Here is a 17,805-nt window from a genome sequence, read left to right as displayed (position 1 = left end):
CTATTCCTGAAAATGCGCCATCAACCCGCTGCGTCGCTCGGTACGGGTGGCGATAGCCTGCTCAAAGACCCGGTCATCGGTATAAAGCGAAAGCCGGCTGCGGGCGCGGGTAATGGCGGTATAAACCAGCTCGCGCGTCACAACCGGCACAAACTGACCGGGCAGGATCAACGCCGCGTGATCAAACTCCGACCCCTGTGATTTATGTACCGTCATCGCCCAGGCGGTATCGTGCGCCGGAAGACGGCTCGGCTGCACGGCCTTCACGGTGCCATCCGGCATAGGGAACCAGACGCGCAGCCCCTGCCCCCGGTCGAGCGCAATGCCGATATCGCCATTAAACAGCCCCAGCGCGCTGTCGTTACGGCTAATCATTACCGGCCTGCCTTCATACCAGCGAGAAAGCGGCGCGCGCGTAATAACCCGCCGCTGCGCCAGCGCCTGCTCCAGCCGTTCGTTTAATCCGGCAACGCCGAAAGGCCCTTCGCGCAGCGCGCAAAGCAGCTGAAATTCGCCGAATGCCTGCAAAACCGTTCGCGGTTCGGCGCCTTCCTGCAACGACGCGAGAAAACGCTGATAGCCCTCCAGCGACTCGGCAATCATGCGCGTGTAATCTTCGCCGCTTTGCAGCGGCTTTTTGACGATATCCTCAAAATTTTGGGAAAAGGCGCTGCGCGCCGCCCGGTGGTCGCTGCCGTTGACCGCAAAAGCCAGCCGTCCGATACCGGAATGGCTGCCGAAGCGATAGCTTTTTTGCAGCAGGCAAAGGCAATCCCGGAGTTGGGCGGCCTGTTCGCTCTCTCCTGCGGCTATCTGGCAGCCCGTAATACGGCTTAACTCCTGCGCCCTGGCGGCGGTAAAGCCATGGCTGACGTAGTGGCAAATGTCACCCAGCACGGCGCCGGCTTCGACTGAGGCGAGCTGGTCGCGATCGCCCAGGAAGATCACTCGCGCATGAGAAGGCAGCGCCGCGATAAGGCGCGCCATCATCGGCAAATCGATCATTGAGGCTTCATCCACTACCAGTACATCCAGATGCAGCGGATTACCCTCGTGATAACGCAGCCGCTGGCTGCCAGGCTGCGCGCCCAGCAGGCGATGCAGGGTGCTTGCGTCGTCCGGCAGCGCCTCTTTTTGCGTTTTCTCCAGCGGCAGACGGCGCAGCGCAGCGCCGAGCGACTCAGTCAGGCGCGCCGCCGCTTTGCCGGTCGGCGCGGCGAGGCGAATGCGTGGAGGTTTGTCGCCCGCCAGCCGCACTATCGCCGCCAGCAGTTTTGCCACGGTGGTGGTTTTGCCGGTGCCGGGACCGCCGGATATCACCGAGATACGGCGGGTTAACGCCACCGCCGCCGCGACTTTCTGCCAGTCAACCTCGTCAGTTGGCGCAAACAGTTCATTAAGCACCTGGTTTAGCTTCGCCTCATCCGCCGTGATGACCAGATTTTGCTGGCGGAAGAAGGCGGCGACCGCCTGTTCATGTCGCCACATGCGGTTGAGATAAAGCCGTTCGCCAATCAGCTTAAGCGGCGTTGGCGCGCCGTCTTCGCTGACCGCTCTTGAAGCCAGCAGCACCTCGCGCCAGTTTTGCGGATTGCCTGCGGCGTCGAATAACGCCTGCGCGAGCGGCTCCTGCGGCCTGCCGGGGAAGCAGTGCTCAACGCAAAGCCGGCTTACAGGCAGGCAAACATGCCCTTCACCTGCGTCGCGGCTGACCAGCGCTGCGGCCAGCATCATCGCGGGCTCTTCATTGCTCGCTACCATCATGGCGAACTGCGCATCCAGCGGACGCAGCAGCTTGTGCCGGACCGCCTGTTGAATAAGTTCCTGCATCTTCATGACGCTACCTCCTGCTCACCGGCAAACAACGCATCCATACCTTCTACCAGCTCAAGCGCCGGGCGGGTGGTGAAAATGCCCTGCGAAGCGTCATCACCCGTGACCCCGCGCAGAAAAAGATAAATTACGCCGCCAAAATGGCGCTCATAGTCATAATCCGCCAGCCGGTGGCGCAAATAGCGGTGCAGCGCCAGCGTATAAAGCTGATATTGCAGATCGTAACGGTGCGACTGCATCGCCTGCGCCATCGCGTCGCGGGTATAAGCCGCCGGGCTGTCGCCAAGCCAGTTCGATTTATAATCGAGCAGGTAGTAACGCCCCTGCCAGCGAAACACCAGGTCGATAAAGCCTTTCAGCATGCCGCGAACCTGACGGAAATCGAGTGGCGGACAGCCAGCGGAAAGCGGATCGTGACGGCGAATCAGCGCGTCCAACGCCTGCGGGGCGAGCGTGGCGTTAATCGGCACATAAAACTCCAGCTCCACCTGTTTGTCCTTCGCAGCGAGCTGATTTAACGATACGCCGCTATCATTTAGCGGCGCGCGCAGTACGCTTTCTATCCACTGCGTCATAACAGGCTGCCAGCTTTCGTCAAAACCGCCCAGCAAAAGCTGCTCGCTGACCCACTCCTCCCGCACAGGCTGGGTGAAGTCCAGGTTTTCAAACAGGCCGTGCAGGAAAGTGCCTGGCGAAGCCCCGCGAGGAAAGGTGTGCGGCGTCATCGCTGGCGCGCTTTGCGTCTCGCGATCGCCTGCCGCGTCGATATCAAGCTTCGGTACCCAGTCCTGAGCAAAAGTGGGGCCGTGCTGCTGTAACCCGGAATAGCTGGTGACGCGCCATTCATCAACGATACGACGCTGCAACTCACGCGCAGCGAGGCTCAACGCTTCGCCGGGCGGCGGCGTCCAGGGGCTGTTGTCCGGCTCTGCCGGCTCGTTTAAGGCGATAGCATCATCGCAGAGAGCCTCCAGGCAGCGTTTGAGGCCGTTTGCATCCAGCGCCTCGCCTCGCTGAATAAGACGCCCAAGCGCGCTACGGTGCAGATCGGTTTCACCATTCTTCGCTCCGCGGCTGCGAAAAAGCGGCGCAATGCCCAGACTGCAATGCCAGACCGAACGGGTTAAGGCGACATAAAGCAGACGTAAATCCTCCGCCAGCCGCTCCGCCTCGGCAAGCTCCACGCTGCTCGCGTCGTTGCTCAAATCCAGCACTGCCGCAAAGGTTTCGCGGTCATGGTAAAAACCCATTTTTTGTTCGCGGAAGTCGGCGATAAAAGGCAGCCAGACCAGCGGATATTCCAGCCCTTTGGATTTATGGATAGTGACTATCTGCACCAGATGCTTATCGCTCTCAAGGCGCAGTTGCTGGCTGGCGGCGTTCGCATCCGGCTCGGCGATATGCTGCGCCAGCCAGCGCACCAGCGCGTACTCGCTGTCCGCTTGCGCGGAAGCCTCCTGCAATAATTCGCTCAGGTGCAGAATGTCCGTTAACCGCCGCTCGCCACCTGGCGTCGCCAGCAGGTTTTCCGCAACCTGACGCTTTGTCATCAGCATGCGCAGCATAGGCATTACGCCGCGCTTAAGCCAGATTTGTCGGTAGCCGTCAAACTCTTCGACCAGTTCATCCCAGGCGCTTTCATCGCGGTTAAGCGCTTCGATGGCCCGCGCGTCCAGCCCGAGCATGCTGGCCGCCATTGCGCTGCGCAGGCGGGTTTCCACCTCCGGCGCCAGTACGGCCTGCAGCAGCCAGAGCAGTTCCAGCGCCTCCTGAGTGGCGAAGACGCTGTCGCGATTCGAGAGATAAACCGAAGGAATATTCAGCGCATTCAGCGCCTCGCGCACGACCGAAGCTTCAATACGGTTGCGCACCAGCACGGTAATATCGGAAGCCTGCACCGGCCTTGCTTCATCGCCTTTGCAAAGCAGCGCTTCGCCGCGCAGCCCTGCCGCCAGCCAGTCGCGGATCTGGTGGGCGCAAACCTGCGCCATATATTGTTGGTAATCGCTTACTCCGGCGCCTTCGCCCTCCATTAACCAGAACCTCATGGAAGGCTGGGTCTGGCCGTGCATAGTAAAACGCAGCGACTGATTGCGCGGCGCGGATTTTACCGGCTGGAAAGGAATATCCTGAAACAGAAAAGGATTATCGAGCAGGCTGAAAAGTCGGTTAACGCTTTCCACCATTCCCGGCGCGGAACGCCAGTTGGTATCAAGAGTATAGTGAGCGCTAACTTCGCTACGGGCCTTCATATAAGTAAAGATATCTGCGCCGCGAAACGCGTAAATCGCCTGTTTCGGGTCGCCAATCAGCAGCAGCGCGGTATCAGGCTGGCCAAGCCAGATGCGACGGAAGATACGGTATTGTTGCGGGTCCGTATCCTGAAATTCATCGATCATCGCCGCTGGATAACGGGTACGGATAGCCAGCGCCAGCGCGTCGCCTCCTGGCTGATTCAGCGCTTCATCCAGTCGACTTAACATGTCGTCGAAGCCAAGCTCGCCGCGACGGCGTTTTTCCTGGGCGACGGTCGCGCGGATCTCCGCCATCGCCCGCGCCATTACCAGGTCGCGGATGGTTAATGGCTCCAGCAACAGCTCGTCGATCGCTTCAAATAGCGGATGGCGAGGCGGCTCGCCCTTTTTCGTTTTTTCAATCAGGTTGGACTGAGCGAATTTGCCCAGCGCGTCCGGCAACTGGTAAGACTGCGTTTCTTCCTGCGCCCAGGCGTTGACCTTATCAAGCCAGGCAGGCAGGTTTTTACTGCTGAAGCTTCGCTTATCGACGCCGGAACCGGCGATCATGGCGCCAATCTCATCCGCAAGCGAACGCCACTGGCTTTTAATCTGATCGATACGGTCGATAATTTGTTGATGCCGCGCCTCCAGGGTTTCCGCATCCTGCGGCGGCGCTTTAATTTGCGGCGCTTCGCCATGCAAAAAGCCGCTGATATCGCGCAGCAGCGACTCCGGCCCGTCCCACAGTTCGCTGATGGCGCGGGCGACCGCTTTAGGCAGCGGGTAACAGTGGCGCCGCCAGAAATCGGCGCACGCCTGGTAGCGCAGCAGAGATTCATCTTCAATCAGCTGCTGTTCAAATGGCATACCGGACTCAAAAGCATTCAGGCTCAGCATGCGCTGACAAAAGCCGTGAATGGTAAAGATAGCCGCTTCGTCCATCTGCCGCTCTGCCAGCAGCAGCGTTTGCGCCGCGTGACGCTTATCCGGGATTTCATCCAGCAGCCGCTGATAAAGCGGGTCGTCGGTGCGTTCGCGCAGGCAGGCGACGCGCAGCTCGTGGATATTGCTGCGGATACGCCCGCGTAGTTCTTCCGTCGCGGCCTCGGTAAAGGTAACGACCAACAACTCTTCAACAGATAGCGGACGGGGATGGGCGTTCTCGCCGCCCAGCCCCAGCAAGAGCCGCAGATAAAGCGCGGCGATGGTAAAGGTTTTTCCGGTCCCGGCAGAGGCTTCAATCAGCCGTTCACCCAACAACGGCAAGCGAAGGGGATCAAGGGACTCTGCGCGTTCATCGGTCATTCTTTGTCACTCATCAGGGGTAAAGATTGTTGCAAACCGCTGACGCTCTCCTGCACTTCCCAGCCTTGCGGCGCGGCGTATTCCGCCTTGCCGTTATGAATACCGGAGACCTGAGACAAAACGGCCATGCCGGTAGGGTCAATCACAGCCTGATGGAAGAAATCGGCCAGTTTTTGCGGCGTCAGCGTTTTAATTTCCGCGATTACTTTATCACGTGAATCAAAAGCCATATTCCCCCGGTCAAAATCTTTACTTACCCGAGAGGCTTCTTCCGAAAGCGTCTGGGGAGCCTGGAGCATCTGGTTGATAACGCCCTGCTGCGTTTGGGCAAACTCCTGCGGGTCGAGCTTACGCAGGCGCTCTTCCGCCGTGGCGAAGAAGGCTTTATACCGCTCCCACAGGAAAGCGGGCTGCTTATCGCTGCTTTGCAGCAGGAAACCCAGCCCCCACTGGCGGCCAATGCCCATCGGGAAAGCGAAAACGGCATATCCTAGCTGTTCCTGAGTGCGCAGTTGGGTATAGAACCATGGCTGAATAATCTGGCCAAGCAGCGCGCTGTAAGCGGAGCTGACGGTTTCGTTATACCCCTTCGGTACGAACACCGCCGCTAATGCCGAATCAGTGCTGCTGCCCGCTTTGTTAAAAATAACCTGCCGCTTTTTGTCCACCACCACGTCTTTATTACGGCACCACTCGTTGCCATTCGCGCCAAGTGATGTCTTTACATCATGGGCGAGCTTGCTGGCCTGCTCCGGCGTTATATTGCCAAGCATCAGGAATTCCGGGCGCCCCTGAGTTTTGAGGTTGTCGCGATAACGCATGACCTCCTGCAAGGTTATCTTATCCAGCAGCGCCCGACGCGCTTCGCGCTGAAAATAAGGCACCTGAGAAACCATCTGCACGGGCATAATAGCCTGCTCGTAGGCTTTGCCTTTATCTGCCGATTCCAGCATTCGGCTATACCAGGATTTCGCCTGCGCCAGCTGCTCTTCCGTTGCGCTGTAGGAGAAATAACCGTTCAACAATGCCTGGAAAAGCTGCGGCAACCGCTGCGTGTAACCGTTAGCGTTAAGCATCAGTCCATTGTTGGCATTGGTGGAAAAGCTGATGCCGCCGACCGCCGCCTGATTGCTTAATTCGTCCAGCGCCACCCCAGCCAGATAATCATTAAGCGCGAACAGCACCTGATTTTTAGCGCTGTCCATCGCCTGGGGATTACGCAGCACCATCGTGATGTCCGCTCTCGGCTCGCTGCTGAAATACTGGCTTGGGCTGTAAACCACGCGCAGGCCTGGCTCATTCACCAGCAACTCTGGATGAGCGAAAGCTTTTTCCGGCTTGATAAGCGTGAAATCATCCGGAATGTACGGGTTCAACTCGGGTAATTTAAGGGAAATATTATCCGCCTGTTCGCGCCAGCTTTTCAGCGTGGCGGCAGGAATTTTGTCCACCTGGTAAGGCGCATCGACAAAATAGGCCATTTTGTTATGCGGTTCGTCAGGGCTGATATACCAGACGCGGGCATTCTCCGGCGTCATCATTGCCAGCCGCGCGTTAATCGCCTGCGGATCGTAGCGATCAGCAATGTTGACTACATCCAGCGTGTGCTCAACCGGCACGCGGATCATGGTGTCCGCCAGCCACTCCACATAATCCATATCCCGGGTGATTGAGGGATAACGGAAATCGAGATCAAGCACGTTCGCCAGTTCGTCGAAATAGCGTTTGTCGATGCCTTTTTCACGCAACTTATTCAAATAGCTGAAGACAGCGGCGACAACCCGGTCGCGCTGAGCCAGCCCTTTGTCCGTGAGAGTAACAGAGATAGCGAGCACGCCGCTGTTGCCGTTAACCACCGGATCGGAGTCGGCGCGTACGCCTTCGGCAAGCCCCTCGTTTTGCAGCCAGTCGGAGAGGGTGTCAGGGCTGCGGTTGCCAATGAGATAACCGATAAGCTCATCGGTTTTACTGCGAAACTGGTCGCTATTGTTATCAATGCGAAACTCTACGCGCACAACCTTGCGCGGCATAACCGGCACATAATGAATAATAAGGCCCTTCTGCGCCTCGGTCACCACAGGTACGTTTATGGCGGGCTTTTCAATATTTTTGTTCGGCACGCGTCCGTAAGTTTGTGCCGCAAGCTTCGCCAGTTCCGGCAAGGGCCGGTTACTGTAGATCACCGCTTTCATCAGATTGGCGGAGTAATATTTATCGCGAAAGGCCACCAGCGCTTGCTGCAACGGGCTGCCCGGCTTATCACGCAGCGTCTCAAGGTTACCGCCGGAGAAGCGCGAACCGGGATGGGCCGGATTAAGCGTTTCAGCGCTGACCTGCGCCATGCGCATACCGTCGCGAGCGCGAGCCATCGTCAGCTCAGCATTTACTGCGTTACGCTCGCGTTCAGCATAGATTTTCGCAAGCGTGGGTTCAGCAATCGCATCCGCCAGTCTGTCCACTGCCCCATCGAGCGCGTCGTTTTCCACTTCCAGATAAAATGCGGTGCGATAAGGGGCGGTGCTGGCATTGTGACTGCCGCCATGCATTTTGAGGTATTCCGCAAGGCTTTCGGGCTGCGGATACTTTTTCGAACCCATCAGCGTCATATGCTCAAGGTAGTGGGCAAGGCCGAGATGGGCATCTGGATCTTCCAGCGAGCCTACGGGCAACACGAGCGCCGACAAGGACTTAACCGCTTGCGGATCGGAGACCAGCAAGACCACCATACCGTTATCCAGGCGAATGGCCTGATACTGGCGGTTATCTTTTTCGCTTTTACGGATGGTTTCCTTGATGGGTTGCCAACCTGTATCTGCCTGAGTGAGAGGAGCCCAAAGGGCGACGGATAAACAGAGCGCTTTAAACCAGGTCTGGCAATCAGGCATTTACGAACCTCTTAATCACAAAAACTCCTGAGCTTTTCATCATTAACGACAGCTTTCCCGTTACGGGATGGTTTTGTATTTTTGCATCAGCCCTGAGCAAGATGCGCATGATAAAGGAAACGGATCCTGTTGCGCAATTTTTATACAGCAACGTTATTTTTGATTGAATCTGAAAAGTGGCAGCAGATAGCGCTGCGCTTCACGAATGATGGCCTCGTAATATTCCGGCTCCAGGTTGCGCCAGAGGCGCTGGTACCAGATATCCGCCCCTTCGCCTTCCACCATCTGGTTGCCAGCCCAGGCCTGCAATAGCTTGTTGCGCGCTTTCTGCTGCGTCTCTTCATCCCATGCGATGGTATTGCTGGCCGGGTCGTAACAGGCCTTAAGCCATTCGCCGCCGCTCTGAGAAAGCAGAACCAGCGGACTGCTCATTCCCTGTTTATACCCTTCAATCAGCTCGCCGAGATAACCGCGCGCCTCCTCCGCCGCCAGCGGAGGAAAACGCCACTGACTGTCCTTTCGTCCATAGAGGCGGCTGGTTCCCGTACCGCCGCTCGCACAGTAGACCAGATGCTCAAGCCAAAGTTGCATGCCGTGCTCAACCCTTAACAGGGATGGCCGCCAGCGCAGCAGCCCATCCTCCTGCACATGCTGCAACCAGCCGGTAAGCTGCACGTTGTTCAGCGTAAGATCGATCTCAAGGTTTTCGCTGTTGCTGCGCTCGGCGGTCACCCTGTCCGCCAGCGTCTGCATCTCCATGAGCTGGCTTTCCCAGAAGAGTTCGCCAAACGCGCCGTATGGCAATTCGCCCGCAGCCCGGTAGCGACGGTAGAGCAAATCGGGGTCTTCTTTCTCAACCAGCGTATTCAATAGCTGCTGGTTAAGCTGATAACGTCCCAGGCTGTCGAGCGTGAAGGGTTCGGCATCCGGCAGTTCACTCTCTTCAGTACGGAAATTCACCTTAAGCCGCATCTGGAAAAAAGCCCTTACCGGATGGCGCCAGAAGCGCTGCAACTGCTCGAAAGGCAGCTCTTCAACCGGCTCCGGCTCCAGCGCCTGGATAAATTCCGGGTGCGCCTCGCCCTGATCGCTTGCTGCCGGCAGCCACTCGCGCGCATAGCTTTGCAGCTCGCGGGCGGGCAGGAAATTCTCCGCATCGAAAGGCGTGCGAGGATGCAGCCGCGTCAGGTGCGCTTTGACCCGCCGGGCGCTCTCGTCGCAGTTAAGCGCCTCGTCACCGGGCAGATAATGGCTCTGCGCCAGGTAGTCGATAAGCTCCTGAACCAGTACCGAAGGGTATTTTTCGCTGTTGTCCTGAATAGAGCGACCGATATAGCTGATATAAAGACGCTGCTGCGCTGAAATGAGCGCCTCCAGAAAAAGATAGCGGTCATCATCGCGGCGGCTGCGATCGCCGCGCAGCGGCTTCTGGCTCATCAGGTCAAACCCGAGCGGCGAAAGCGTGCGAGGATAGACGCCATCGTTCATTCCCAGCAGACAAACCACCTTGAAAGGAATAGAGCGCATTGGCATCAGCGTACAGAAGTTAACGGGCCCGGCCAGAAAACGCTGGCTGATACGCTCCTGGTCAAGCCGCTGCGCCAGTTCATCGCGCAACAGGTTCAGCGGCACGCTGGCGTCGTAATACCCTGCGATGCCCTGCTCTATCATCTCCTGCCACTGCTGCTCAATAAGCGCCAGCGCGGCTTCCGTCTCTTCATCCGGCGCGAAAAAGCTTTCCAGCATATCGCGGCAAACGGGCAGCCACTCGGCCAGCGGCCTCGGCTGAGAAAGCCCTTTACGCCAGAGGTTAAGCTGCATCAGCAACTCGGCGAGATGCCCGACCAGCTCGGCTATCAACCCGCTGGACTCATCATAAGGCAACACTTCCTGCCATTCGCCGACGTGACTTTCCATGGCGTAGCCAAGCAACATGCGCGTCAGACCAAATTGCCACGTGTGCTGGCCTGTTGCCGGCAGCGCCAGTTCACGGACATTGTCATCGTCGATGCCCCAGCGCACGCCCGACTCATTGACCCACTGGCGCAGGTATAGCAAACCTTCTTCATTGATAGAAAAACGGGCGGCCAGTGCCGGCACTTCCAGCAGCGCAAGCACATCTTCAGAAACAAAGCGGCTGTCCGGCAGGGAAAGCAAGGTAATGAAAGCCTGCAACGCCGGGTGCGCCTGACGTGCTTTACGGTCAGAAATAGCCCAGGGCAGCCAGCGCTCGTTACTGGCGCTGCCGAAAACCGCCTGGATGAACGGGCTGTAGCTATCGATATCCGCCACCATCACGATAATATCGCGCGGGGTAAGTTCCGGGTCTGCCTCCAGCATCTGCAGCAGTTGATCGTGCAATACTTCCACTTCACGCTGCGGGCTGTGGCAAACGTGCACGGTCACGCTGCGATCGTCGGGATCTAACGGTCGTTTATTTTCGCTGCGCTCAAACTCCTCCAGCGTCACGCCCGCCAGCGCGTTGTTTCGCAGTTCAAGCAGGTCGTATTGCAGGCTGTGCAGCAAATTATCCGGCGTGACGTCAACGAACACATCCAGCTCTTCAAAGTGCTCCAGGCCCGAAAGCAGATAGGTATAGTCGCGGCCCAGCTTGCCCCAGGAGGCAAGCAGCGGATTTCCCACTTCCTGCTCGCCCTCTTCGTTGAAGAGCGAAAAGGCGGTTTCGTTATCCTTAAAGAGCGGTGAGGTGCCGCTCTGTGCGTGACGCTGCCGCTGGCGGCTCATCAGCCTCGCCAGAAATGCCGGATCTTTAATGTCGCCCCAGTAATAGCGGCAGGGGTTAGTGAACAACAAATGCACGTCGATGTGTCTGCCAAGCGCCTGCAACGCCTGCAGATAAACAGGCGGGAGGGCGGAAATTCCGCAAATAAAGACGCGTGCAGGTAGCCCCGGCGGACATTGCTGGGCGTTTTCCAGCGTTTCGATAAAGCGCTGATAGAGGTTGGCGCGGTGCCACTGCGGCTGGCCCAGCTGTGCGGTATGTTCTACCAATGCTTTCCACAGCGGCGCCTGCCACTGCTGCGCATCGCCAAGGCCTTCGATCTCCTGTCCCGCCTCCCAGCGTGTCAGCCATTCCGGGCGGTAAACCAGATACTGATCGTAGAGATCCGCCACGCGGGAAGCGAGCTGGAAGAGCTTGCGTTTATCGTCGTCATCATTGAGGTAATGCCGCAGCATCGAAAACTCGGGGCGCGACAGCATCGCCGGAAGCAGCGTCATTAACTTCCAGCTCATGTTTTGTTTGGTAAAAGCGCTCTCTTCCGGAATATCGCGCAGCACGCGCACAAACATATCCCAGATAAAGCTTGCCGGCAGAGGAAAGGTAATGTTGGCGGCAATACCGAACTTCTGCGCGAGGGTCATCTGCAACCACTGCGCCATACCGGTGCTTTGCACCAGTACGACTTCTGGCTCGAAGGGATCGTCAAGCGGCTGGCGTTCAACAATGAACTCCATGATCGCTTCCAGCACATCCAGCCGGTTGGAGTGATAAACCCGTAACATAAAATCTCCTGACTACTGACCAGATGGGCAGTGTAAGCGGGCCAATTGCCCTTGCCTGCCTGTTGGGCTGGTAACAATAACCGAAATGCTGACACATCCCGCCGATGATGTCTGCAACCTCGTTGCTTTCCATCCCTGCGGTAGCGCTGGCGGTGCGATTTCTGTTTGCTGACTCGCAAAACGCCACAGCTGGCGGGCTTGCCACTGCGACTGAAACCCCATCGCCAACGACCGGTAAAATCCACTTAAAGAAACGGTAACCATGATAAAAAGCACCATAGCGACCAGCACTTCCGGCAGGCTAAAACCCGCCTGGCTTACGGCGCGACGGGAAGCTGACATTGCGAAGCCTCCAGCGGACAAAAATCGATCCAGCCGCGAGCACGGTATTTTATTCCAGCGGTTACGGGCTCGGCCCAGCGCCACAACGTGAGCGAGTGGCTATCAACTGCCGCCTGCGCCGCCACGATGGCTTCGCCTTTTACTGTCCGCTTCGCGCAAGCGCGCCCCTTATACGCCGAAAAGGCCTGGCACTGCCACTCCTGATTAAGCCCCCAGCGCTGTTTTTCCGCCCAGGCGAGCGTTGAGACAGCGGTGGAAAACTGCTTCAGCGCCAGACTTTCGCTGGCGACAGAAGCAAACCGGGCGCTGAGCTGCTGTTGCAGGCCGCTCAGCATAAAGGAACCCAGTAATAGCAGCAGCAAAACAGCCGAAAGCGACGAGACGCCTCTCTGTTGACTGGTCATAAGTTGTACCCGACAACGCTATGCTCAATGTTGACCAGCGAACCGCCCTGGTCAGGCGGCGTGACCGCAAAACGAATAATTAACAGCGGCGGCAAGCCGCTGCGCGCCTGCTTCTGTACGGTGAACGCATCAAAACGCATTTTTTGCGGGTCGGTCATTTTCTCCCAACCTTTTCCCTCACACTGAGTGGCGCCGCGCTGAGTTTCCAGGCTTTTATCCCGCAAGCGGTAACCTGTCTGCTCCGGGTCAGCGGAAGAGGATTCCCATCTGCCGTTGCTGTTGGCATCCCACTGGAGGATGACGCATTGTCCGTTAGGGGCAATTTTCAGCGGCTCTCCAGCACAGTCGCCATGGCAATAGCCTGCACGCTGAAGCTGTTTGCCTACAGCGAATGCGAGCTGCCATAGCTCCTCCTGCATCGCCGCCTGCTGCGTCTGGCGCAAAACGCCAAGGTGCAAGGCTGGCAGCATCCGCGCCGCTCCCAGCAGCAGAGCGCTGCTGATGCCGAGCGCGATCAGGGTTTCCAGCAGCGAGAAGCCTTTTATTTTTACTGACATGACGGGCTCCCGCCTGCCGGACAAAGCCGTATGCGCCCCCAGACGGAGATAATGACGCGCCACTCCCCCGCCGGGCTGCGCAGTAAGATATGGCCCGGCCAGGCGGTATTACGCAGGCCGTAAAAAGCCAGCTCAGGCGTCACTTCGACAACCTCCACTTCGGCCCAGCGTGGTATAAACAACCCCTTTATGCCTGCCCGGCAGCTTCTCTCCTCTGCGGCTTCGCTGCCGATGCACCATGTCTGCCCCTCTCGCTTAAGCCAGAGTTTATGGTCGCGGTTATGCCAGTTGGCGTCTTCGCGTAATTGCTCAAGAAAGTTCCTTAGCTGACCTGCCGTTTGCCAAAGGCGCTGCTGTTCCTGCCAGCGCTGCCAGCCATAAAGGCCGCCTGCGCTCACTATCGCGACAATTGTTATCACCAGCATCATTTCAATCAGGCTATAGCCCTGCTCGTTTCTGTTCATGACGGCAGTCTGCCAGCAGATGAAAAAATCACGAGCGCCGTTTTTCTTTTTCAGAAGGCGTCCCGGAAGAAATTCAGCCTGTTGCAGGTTATTGCATGTAACGTGGAAGACAGCTCGGGAGAATGAAACGAGAGGAAGAAAAACCGGCGCGCAGATGCGCCGGTTATGGCAGCCTGTTTAAATCGCGACAGGCGCTTTGATAGCGGGATGCGGGTCGTAACCTTCTATCTCAAAATCGTCAAAGCGGTAATCGAAAAGCGATTCCGGCTTGCGCTTAATAATGAGCTTCGGCAGCGGGCGCGGCTCGCGGGTAAGCTGCAAACGCGCCTGCTCCAGATGGTTGCTGTAAAGGTGCGTATCGCCGCCGGTCCAGACAAAATCGCCCGGCTCAAGATCGCACTGCTGCGCCATCATATGCACCAGCAGAGCGTAGCTGGCGATATTAAACGGCAGGCCGAGGAACACGTCGCAGGAGCGCTGATAGAGCTGGCAGGAGAGCTTGCCGTCCGCCACATAGAACTGGAAAAACGCGTGGCAGGGCGCCAGCGCCATTTTATCCAGCTCACCCACGTTCCAGGCGGAAACGATAATGCGGCGAGAGTCCGGATCGTTTTTCAGCTGGTTCAGCACAGTGGCGAGCTGGTCGACGTGACGACCATCCGGCGTTGCCCAGGCGCGCCACTGTTTGCCATAAACCGGCCCCAGATCGCCGTTCTCATCCGCCCACTCGTCCCAGATAGTGACGTTATTTTCGTGGAGGTAAGCGATGTTCGTGTCGCCTTTTAAGAACCAGAGCAACTCATGAATGATGGAGCGCAAATGGCAACGTTTCGTCGTCACCAGCGGGAAACCCTCCTGCAGGTTAAAGCGCATCTGGTGGCCAAAAATAGAGAGCGTGCCGGTGCCGGTACGATCGTTTTTCGGGGTGCCCTCGTGGAGCACCTTATTCATCAATTCAAGATACTGTTTCATTACGTCTCACGAAATTTGCTGCTGCGGCGGGCGGCGGTAAGCCCAGACCATCATGATAATGCCGGCGATAATCATCGGGATGGAAAGAATCTGCCCCATGCTGATGTATTGCACCCACTCGCCGGTAAACTGCGCGTCAGGCTGGCGGAAGAACTCCACGATAATGCGAAACGCACCGTAGCCAATCAGGAACAATCCCGAAACGGCGCCGGTCGGGCGAGGTTTACGAATAAAGAGATTCAGAATAATAAACAGCACTACGCCTTCCAGCGCCAGCTCGTAAAGCTGGGACGGATGACGCGGCAGTACGCCGTAAGTATCGAAAAGCGACTGCCATTCCGGGTGCGCCGGCAGCAGCGCCATATCCTCGCCGCGGGAGCCAGGGAAAAGCATCGCGAACGGGAACCCCGGATCGACCCGGCCCCACAGTTCGCCATTGATAAAGTTGCCAAGACGCCCGGCGCCGAGGCCGAAGGGGATCAGCGGCGCGATAAAATCGGAAACCTGGAAGAAAGTGCGCTTAGTGCGTTTCGCGAAGATAATCATCACCACGATGACGCCGATAAGGCCGCCGTGGAAGGACATGCCGCCGTCCCAGACGCGGAAAAGATAAAGCGGGTCGTCGAGGAACAGAGGCAGGTTATAGAAGAGGACATAACCAATACGGCCGCCGAGAAACACGCCCAGGAAACCTGCGTAAAGCAGGTTCTCTACTTCGTTTTTCGTCCAGCCGCTGCCCGGACGATTGGCGCGACGGACAGCGAGCCACATCGCAAAAACAAAACCTACCAGGTACATCAAGCCGTACCAGTGCAACGAGATCGGTCCGATGGAAAAAATTACCGGATCAAAATCGGGAAAATGCAGATAGCCACTCTTCATCTGTCACCACAAGTCGTTGTTATTCCGCTGAAAGTGGACAGCGGTAATATGCTGCGCGCCTGATTCCGGGCGCTCCCAAAGTGCCGAATCATAGCATAAAGCCCGCCTTGAGACGGTGGGAAGTTGTAAAAGATGTGTAAGAGTAAAAGGGTTACAGGCCGCCGCGGATCAGGCCGCCCATACCGCGACGCTCCATAAAGGCCGCCACCTGATGGCGCACTTCGGCCGCCAGTTGCGCCTCAAGGCTGCGTTGCGCCAGCTTCTGCGCCTCCTCAAGCGTAATATGACGCAGCAGATATTTTACACGCGCCACGGAACGACCGTTCATCGACAGATGGTGGAATCCCATTCCCACTAACAGCGCCACGCACATGGGGTCACCCGCCATCTCGCCGCACAGGCAGAGATCGATGTTATTACGCCGCGCCTCGGCGGCTATCAGATTGAGCGCCCGGAGCATGGCCGGATGCAGGCTGTCATAAAGGCTGGCGACCCGGGTGTTGTTTCGATCCACCGCCAGTAAATACTGGGTTAAATCGTTGGTGCCGACGGAGATAAAATCTACGCGGCTCGCCAGCTGCGGCAGCATGAAGATCATGGACGGCACTTCCACCATGACGCCGACGCGCGGTTTAGGGATGGCGTACCCGAGCATCTCTTCCACTTCCCGCCCGGCGCGGTCGATCAAACGACGCGCTTCGTCTACCTCGTCAATACTGGTGATCATCGGTAGCAGAATGCTGAGATTGCCGGTCGCCGCGTTGGCTCGCAACATAGCGCGCACCTGGATCAAAAAGATCTCTGGCTGATCGAGCGTGATGCGAATGCCGCGCCAGCCGAGGCAAGGGTTCTCTTCGCTAATCGGCATATAAGGCAATTGTTTATCGGCGCCGACATCAAGCGTGCGCAGCGTGACGGGTTTGTCATTAAACATCTGCAGCATCCCTTGATACTGCGCGACCTGTTCTTCCTCGGAGGGAAAACCGCTTTGCAGCATGAAAGGAATTTCAGTGCGGTAAAGACCGATGCCGTCGATACGGCTGCCGAGCTTCTCTTCGTGCTCCGGGCTGAGGCCCGCATTGAGCATTACCTGTACCCGCTCGCCGCTTTTCAGCTCGCCGGGCTGTTCGACATCCCCTTCCGCAAGGCGGCTCAGCTCGTTCTCTTCGGTGACCAGCCGCTGATATTCCTGCAGCAGAACGGGTTCCGGGTCCACCAGCAGTTCGCCGCGGTAGCCATCCACAACCAGCATGCGATGATGCAAAACTGAGGGCTGAATATCGGCGCCCATAACGGTTGGAATGCCAAGCGCGCGCACCATAATAGCGGCATGCGAGTTGGCCGCACCGTCGCGAACCACTACGCCGACCAGCCTGTCCTGCGGCAATTCGGCAAGCGTAGTGGCGGAGAGTTCATCAGCGACCAGAACGAAACGCTCAGGCCAGGTATTCGGCCCCTGAATGTTGTCATCAAGATGAAACAGCAGGCGCTGCCCGAGCGTTCGCAAATCACCGGCCCGCTCTTTAAGATAGCCATCGGTCAGGGCGGCGAATTGCTCGGCAAATTTTTCAATGACCTTTTTAACCGCCCACTCCGCGACCGAGCCTTTGTCGATTTCGCTATAAAGTTCCCGACGAAGTCGGGCGTCGGAGAGAAGATGCGAGTAAAGATCGAAAATAGCCGCCGTCTCTTTCTGCGCGCCTGCGGCAAAACGTTTGCTGTAGCGGCGAAACTCGGCGGAGGCCTCTTCCAGCGCCGCCGTGAGGCGCTCGCGCTCCAGAGAGGTATCAAGCGTGGACGCTTCGTAGACCTGCTCCATCAAAGGCAGCGTGGTGTCCATCCACCCCTGTGCTATCGCTACCCCTGGCGAGGCGGGCAGCGCGCGAATGCGGGTCTGGCGATATTGGCCAAACAGCGCGGTAAGCTGAGATTGGGAGAGGATCGCCGCCATTTGCGTGGCGAGCGTAACGAGGAAGGACTCCTCGCTTTCATCATACTGGCGCAGTTCGCGTTGCTGCACCACCAGCACGCCTAACAGCTGACGACGCTGAATAATAGGCACGCCGAGAAAAGCGCGATAACGCTCTTCTTTAACGGCAGGAATATATTTGAAGCTGGGATGTTTCTGGGCGTCCGCCAGGTTGATGGGCTCCGCAAGACGTCCCACCAGGCCGACAATCCCTTCATCAAAGGCAAGCGCAACGGTGCGGCCGCGCGGTTTTTTAAGGCCGCGCGTCGCCATCAGGTAGTAACAGCGCCTGTCGTGATCGGCTAAATAAACCGAGCACACCTCGGTGTCCATCGCAAGACAGATATCATTAACCAGGATGTTCAGCGCCTCGCTAAGGCGCGGGGCGCTGGCAACCTTCTCGACTATTTCTCGCAACCGGGTGAGCATA

Annotated in this window: 11 protein-coding genes; all 11 read right to left on the bottom strand. The window is 57.7% G+C overall.

All coding sequences use genetic code 11. The features are described 5' to 3' along the window. The 11 genes from recD to ptsP all read right to left on the bottom strand — a co-directional run bounded on the left by recD (position 1) and on the right by ptsP (position 17,804). Positions 1–1,836, bottom strand: coding sequence for an exodeoxyribonuclease V subunit alpha (recD, locus tag IEX01_RS11525; RefSeq protein ID WP_188723878.1), 1,836 nt, complete (start codon positions 1,834–1,836; stop codon positions 1–3). Further along, positions 1,833–5,375 carry an exodeoxyribonuclease V subunit beta gene (gene recB / locus IEX01_RS11520; protein WP_188723877.1) on the bottom strand — a complete coding sequence of 1,181 codons (3,543 nt, stop codon included), beginning with the start codon at positions 5,373–5,375 and terminating at the stop codon, positions 1,833–1,835. The genes recD and recB overlap by 4 nt, the downstream gene beginning before the upstream one ends. After that, on the bottom strand, positions 5,372–8,260 hold the full coding sequence (ptrA, locus tag IEX01_RS11515) for a pitrilysin (protein ID WP_188723876.1): 2,889 nt from the start codon (positions 8,258–8,260) through the stop codon (positions 5,372–5,374). The genes recB and ptrA overlap by 4 nt, the downstream gene beginning before the upstream one ends. Before the next feature lie 153 nt (positions 8,261–8,413). After that, complete coding sequence (gene recC, locus IEX01_RS11510; protein WP_188723875.1) at positions 8,414–11,785, bottom strand: exodeoxyribonuclease V subunit gamma; 3,372 nt, start codon at positions 11,783–11,785, stop codon at positions 8,414–8,416. 12 nt (positions 11,786–11,797) lie between these two features. Beyond that, positions 11,798–12,127: a prepilin-type N-terminal cleavage/methylation domain-containing protein gene (locus IEX01_RS11505; RefSeq protein ID WP_071788445.1), complete on the bottom strand. Its 330-nt coding sequence runs from the start codon at positions 12,125–12,127 to the stop codon at positions 11,798–11,800. Beyond that, the gene (locus IEX01_RS11500; protein ID WP_188723874.1) at positions 12,103–12,531 is read right to left on the bottom strand and encodes a DUF2509 family protein; all 429 of its coding nucleotides are present in this window, start codon (positions 12,529–12,531) and stop codon (positions 12,103–12,105) included. The genes IEX01_RS11505 and IEX01_RS11500 overlap by 25 nt, the downstream gene beginning before the upstream one ends. Further along, entirely contained in the window at positions 12,528–13,088 is a 561-nt protein-coding gene (locus tag IEX01_RS11495) for a prepilin peptidase-dependent protein (protein ID WP_188723873.1), read from the bottom strand. Before IEX01_RS11495 ends, IEX01_RS11500 begins: the two co-directional genes overlap by 4 nt. Next, complete coding sequence (locus IEX01_RS11490; protein ID WP_188723872.1) at positions 13,079–13,552, bottom strand: prepilin peptidase-dependent protein; 474 nt, start codon at positions 13,550–13,552, stop codon at positions 13,079–13,081. The genes IEX01_RS11495 and IEX01_RS11490 overlap by 10 nt, the downstream gene beginning before the upstream one ends. A 177-nt stretch (positions 13,553–13,729) precedes the next feature. Further along, positions 13,730–14,524 carry a thymidylate synthase gene (gene thyA / locus IEX01_RS11485; RefSeq protein WP_024556451.1) on the bottom strand — a complete coding sequence of 265 codons (795 nt, stop codon included), beginning with the start codon at positions 14,522–14,524 and terminating at the stop codon, positions 13,730–13,732. A 6-nt stretch (positions 14,525–14,530) separates the two neighbouring features. Beyond that, on the bottom strand, positions 14,531–15,406 hold the full coding sequence (lgt, locus tag IEX01_RS11480; protein ID WP_024556452.1) for a prolipoprotein diacylglyceryl transferase: 876 nt from the start codon (positions 15,404–15,406) through the stop codon (positions 14,531–14,533). A gap of 151 nt (positions 15,407–15,557) precedes the next feature. After that, complete coding sequence (gene ptsP, locus IEX01_RS11475; protein WP_024556453.1) at positions 15,558–17,804, bottom strand: phosphoenolpyruvate--protein phosphotransferase; 2,247 nt, start codon at positions 17,802–17,804, stop codon at positions 15,558–15,560. Position 17,805 lies beyond the last annotated feature (1 nt).

Source organism: Franconibacter daqui, from assembly GCF_014644275.1.
Classification (GTDB): Bacteria; Pseudomonadota; Gammaproteobacteria; order Enterobacterales; family Enterobacteriaceae; genus Franconibacter; species Franconibacter pulveris.
The sequence above is the reverse complement of the archived record's forward strand: the minus strand, read 5'-3'. Positions and strand labels throughout refer to the sequence as shown.

What these genes read in the sequence shown, in the direction of transcription:
- IEX01_RS11495 (WP_188723873.1), bottom strand. Translation starts at nt 13,088, where the DNA reads ATGTCAGTAAAAATAAAAGGCTTCTCGCTGCTGGAAACCCTGATCGCG.
- lgt (WP_024556452.1), bottom strand. Translation starts at nt 15,406, where the DNA reads ATGAAGAGTGGCTATCTGCATTTTCCCGATTTTGATCCGGTAATTTTT.
- thyA (WP_024556451.1), bottom strand. Translation starts at nt 14,524, where the DNA reads ATGAAACAGTATCTTGAATTGATGAATAAGGTGCTCCACGAGGGCACC.
- recC (WP_188723875.1), bottom strand. Translation starts at nt 11,785, where the DNA reads ATGTTACGGGTTTATCACTCCAACCGGCTGGATGTGCTGGAAGCGATC.
- recD (WP_188723878.1), bottom strand. Translation starts at nt 1,836, where the DNA reads ATGAAGATGCAGGAACTTATTCAACAGGCGGTCCGGCACAAGCTGCTG.
- recB (WP_188723877.1), bottom strand. Translation starts at nt 5,375, where the DNA reads ATGACCGATGAACGCGCAGAGTCCCTTGATCCCCTTCGCTTGCCGTTG.
- ptrA (WP_188723876.1), bottom strand. Translation starts at nt 8,260, where the DNA reads ATGCCTGATTGCCAGACCTGGTTTAAAGCGCTCTGTTTATCCGTCGCC.
- IEX01_RS11505 (WP_071788445.1), bottom strand. Translation starts at nt 12,127, where the DNA reads ATGTCAGCTTCCCGTCGCGCCGTAAGCCAGGCGGGTTTTAGCCTGCCG.
- IEX01_RS11490 (WP_188723872.1), bottom strand. Translation starts at nt 13,552, where the DNA reads ATGAACAGAAACGAGCAGGGCTATAGCCTGATTGAAATGATGCTGGTG.
- IEX01_RS11500 (WP_188723874.1), bottom strand. Translation starts at nt 12,531, where the DNA reads ATGACCAGTCAACAGAGAGGCGTCTCGTCGCTTTCGGCTGTTTTGCTG.
- ptsP (WP_024556453.1), bottom strand. Translation starts at nt 17,804, where the DNA reads ATGCTCACCCGGTTGCGAGAAATAGTCGAGAAGGTTGCCAGCGCCCCG.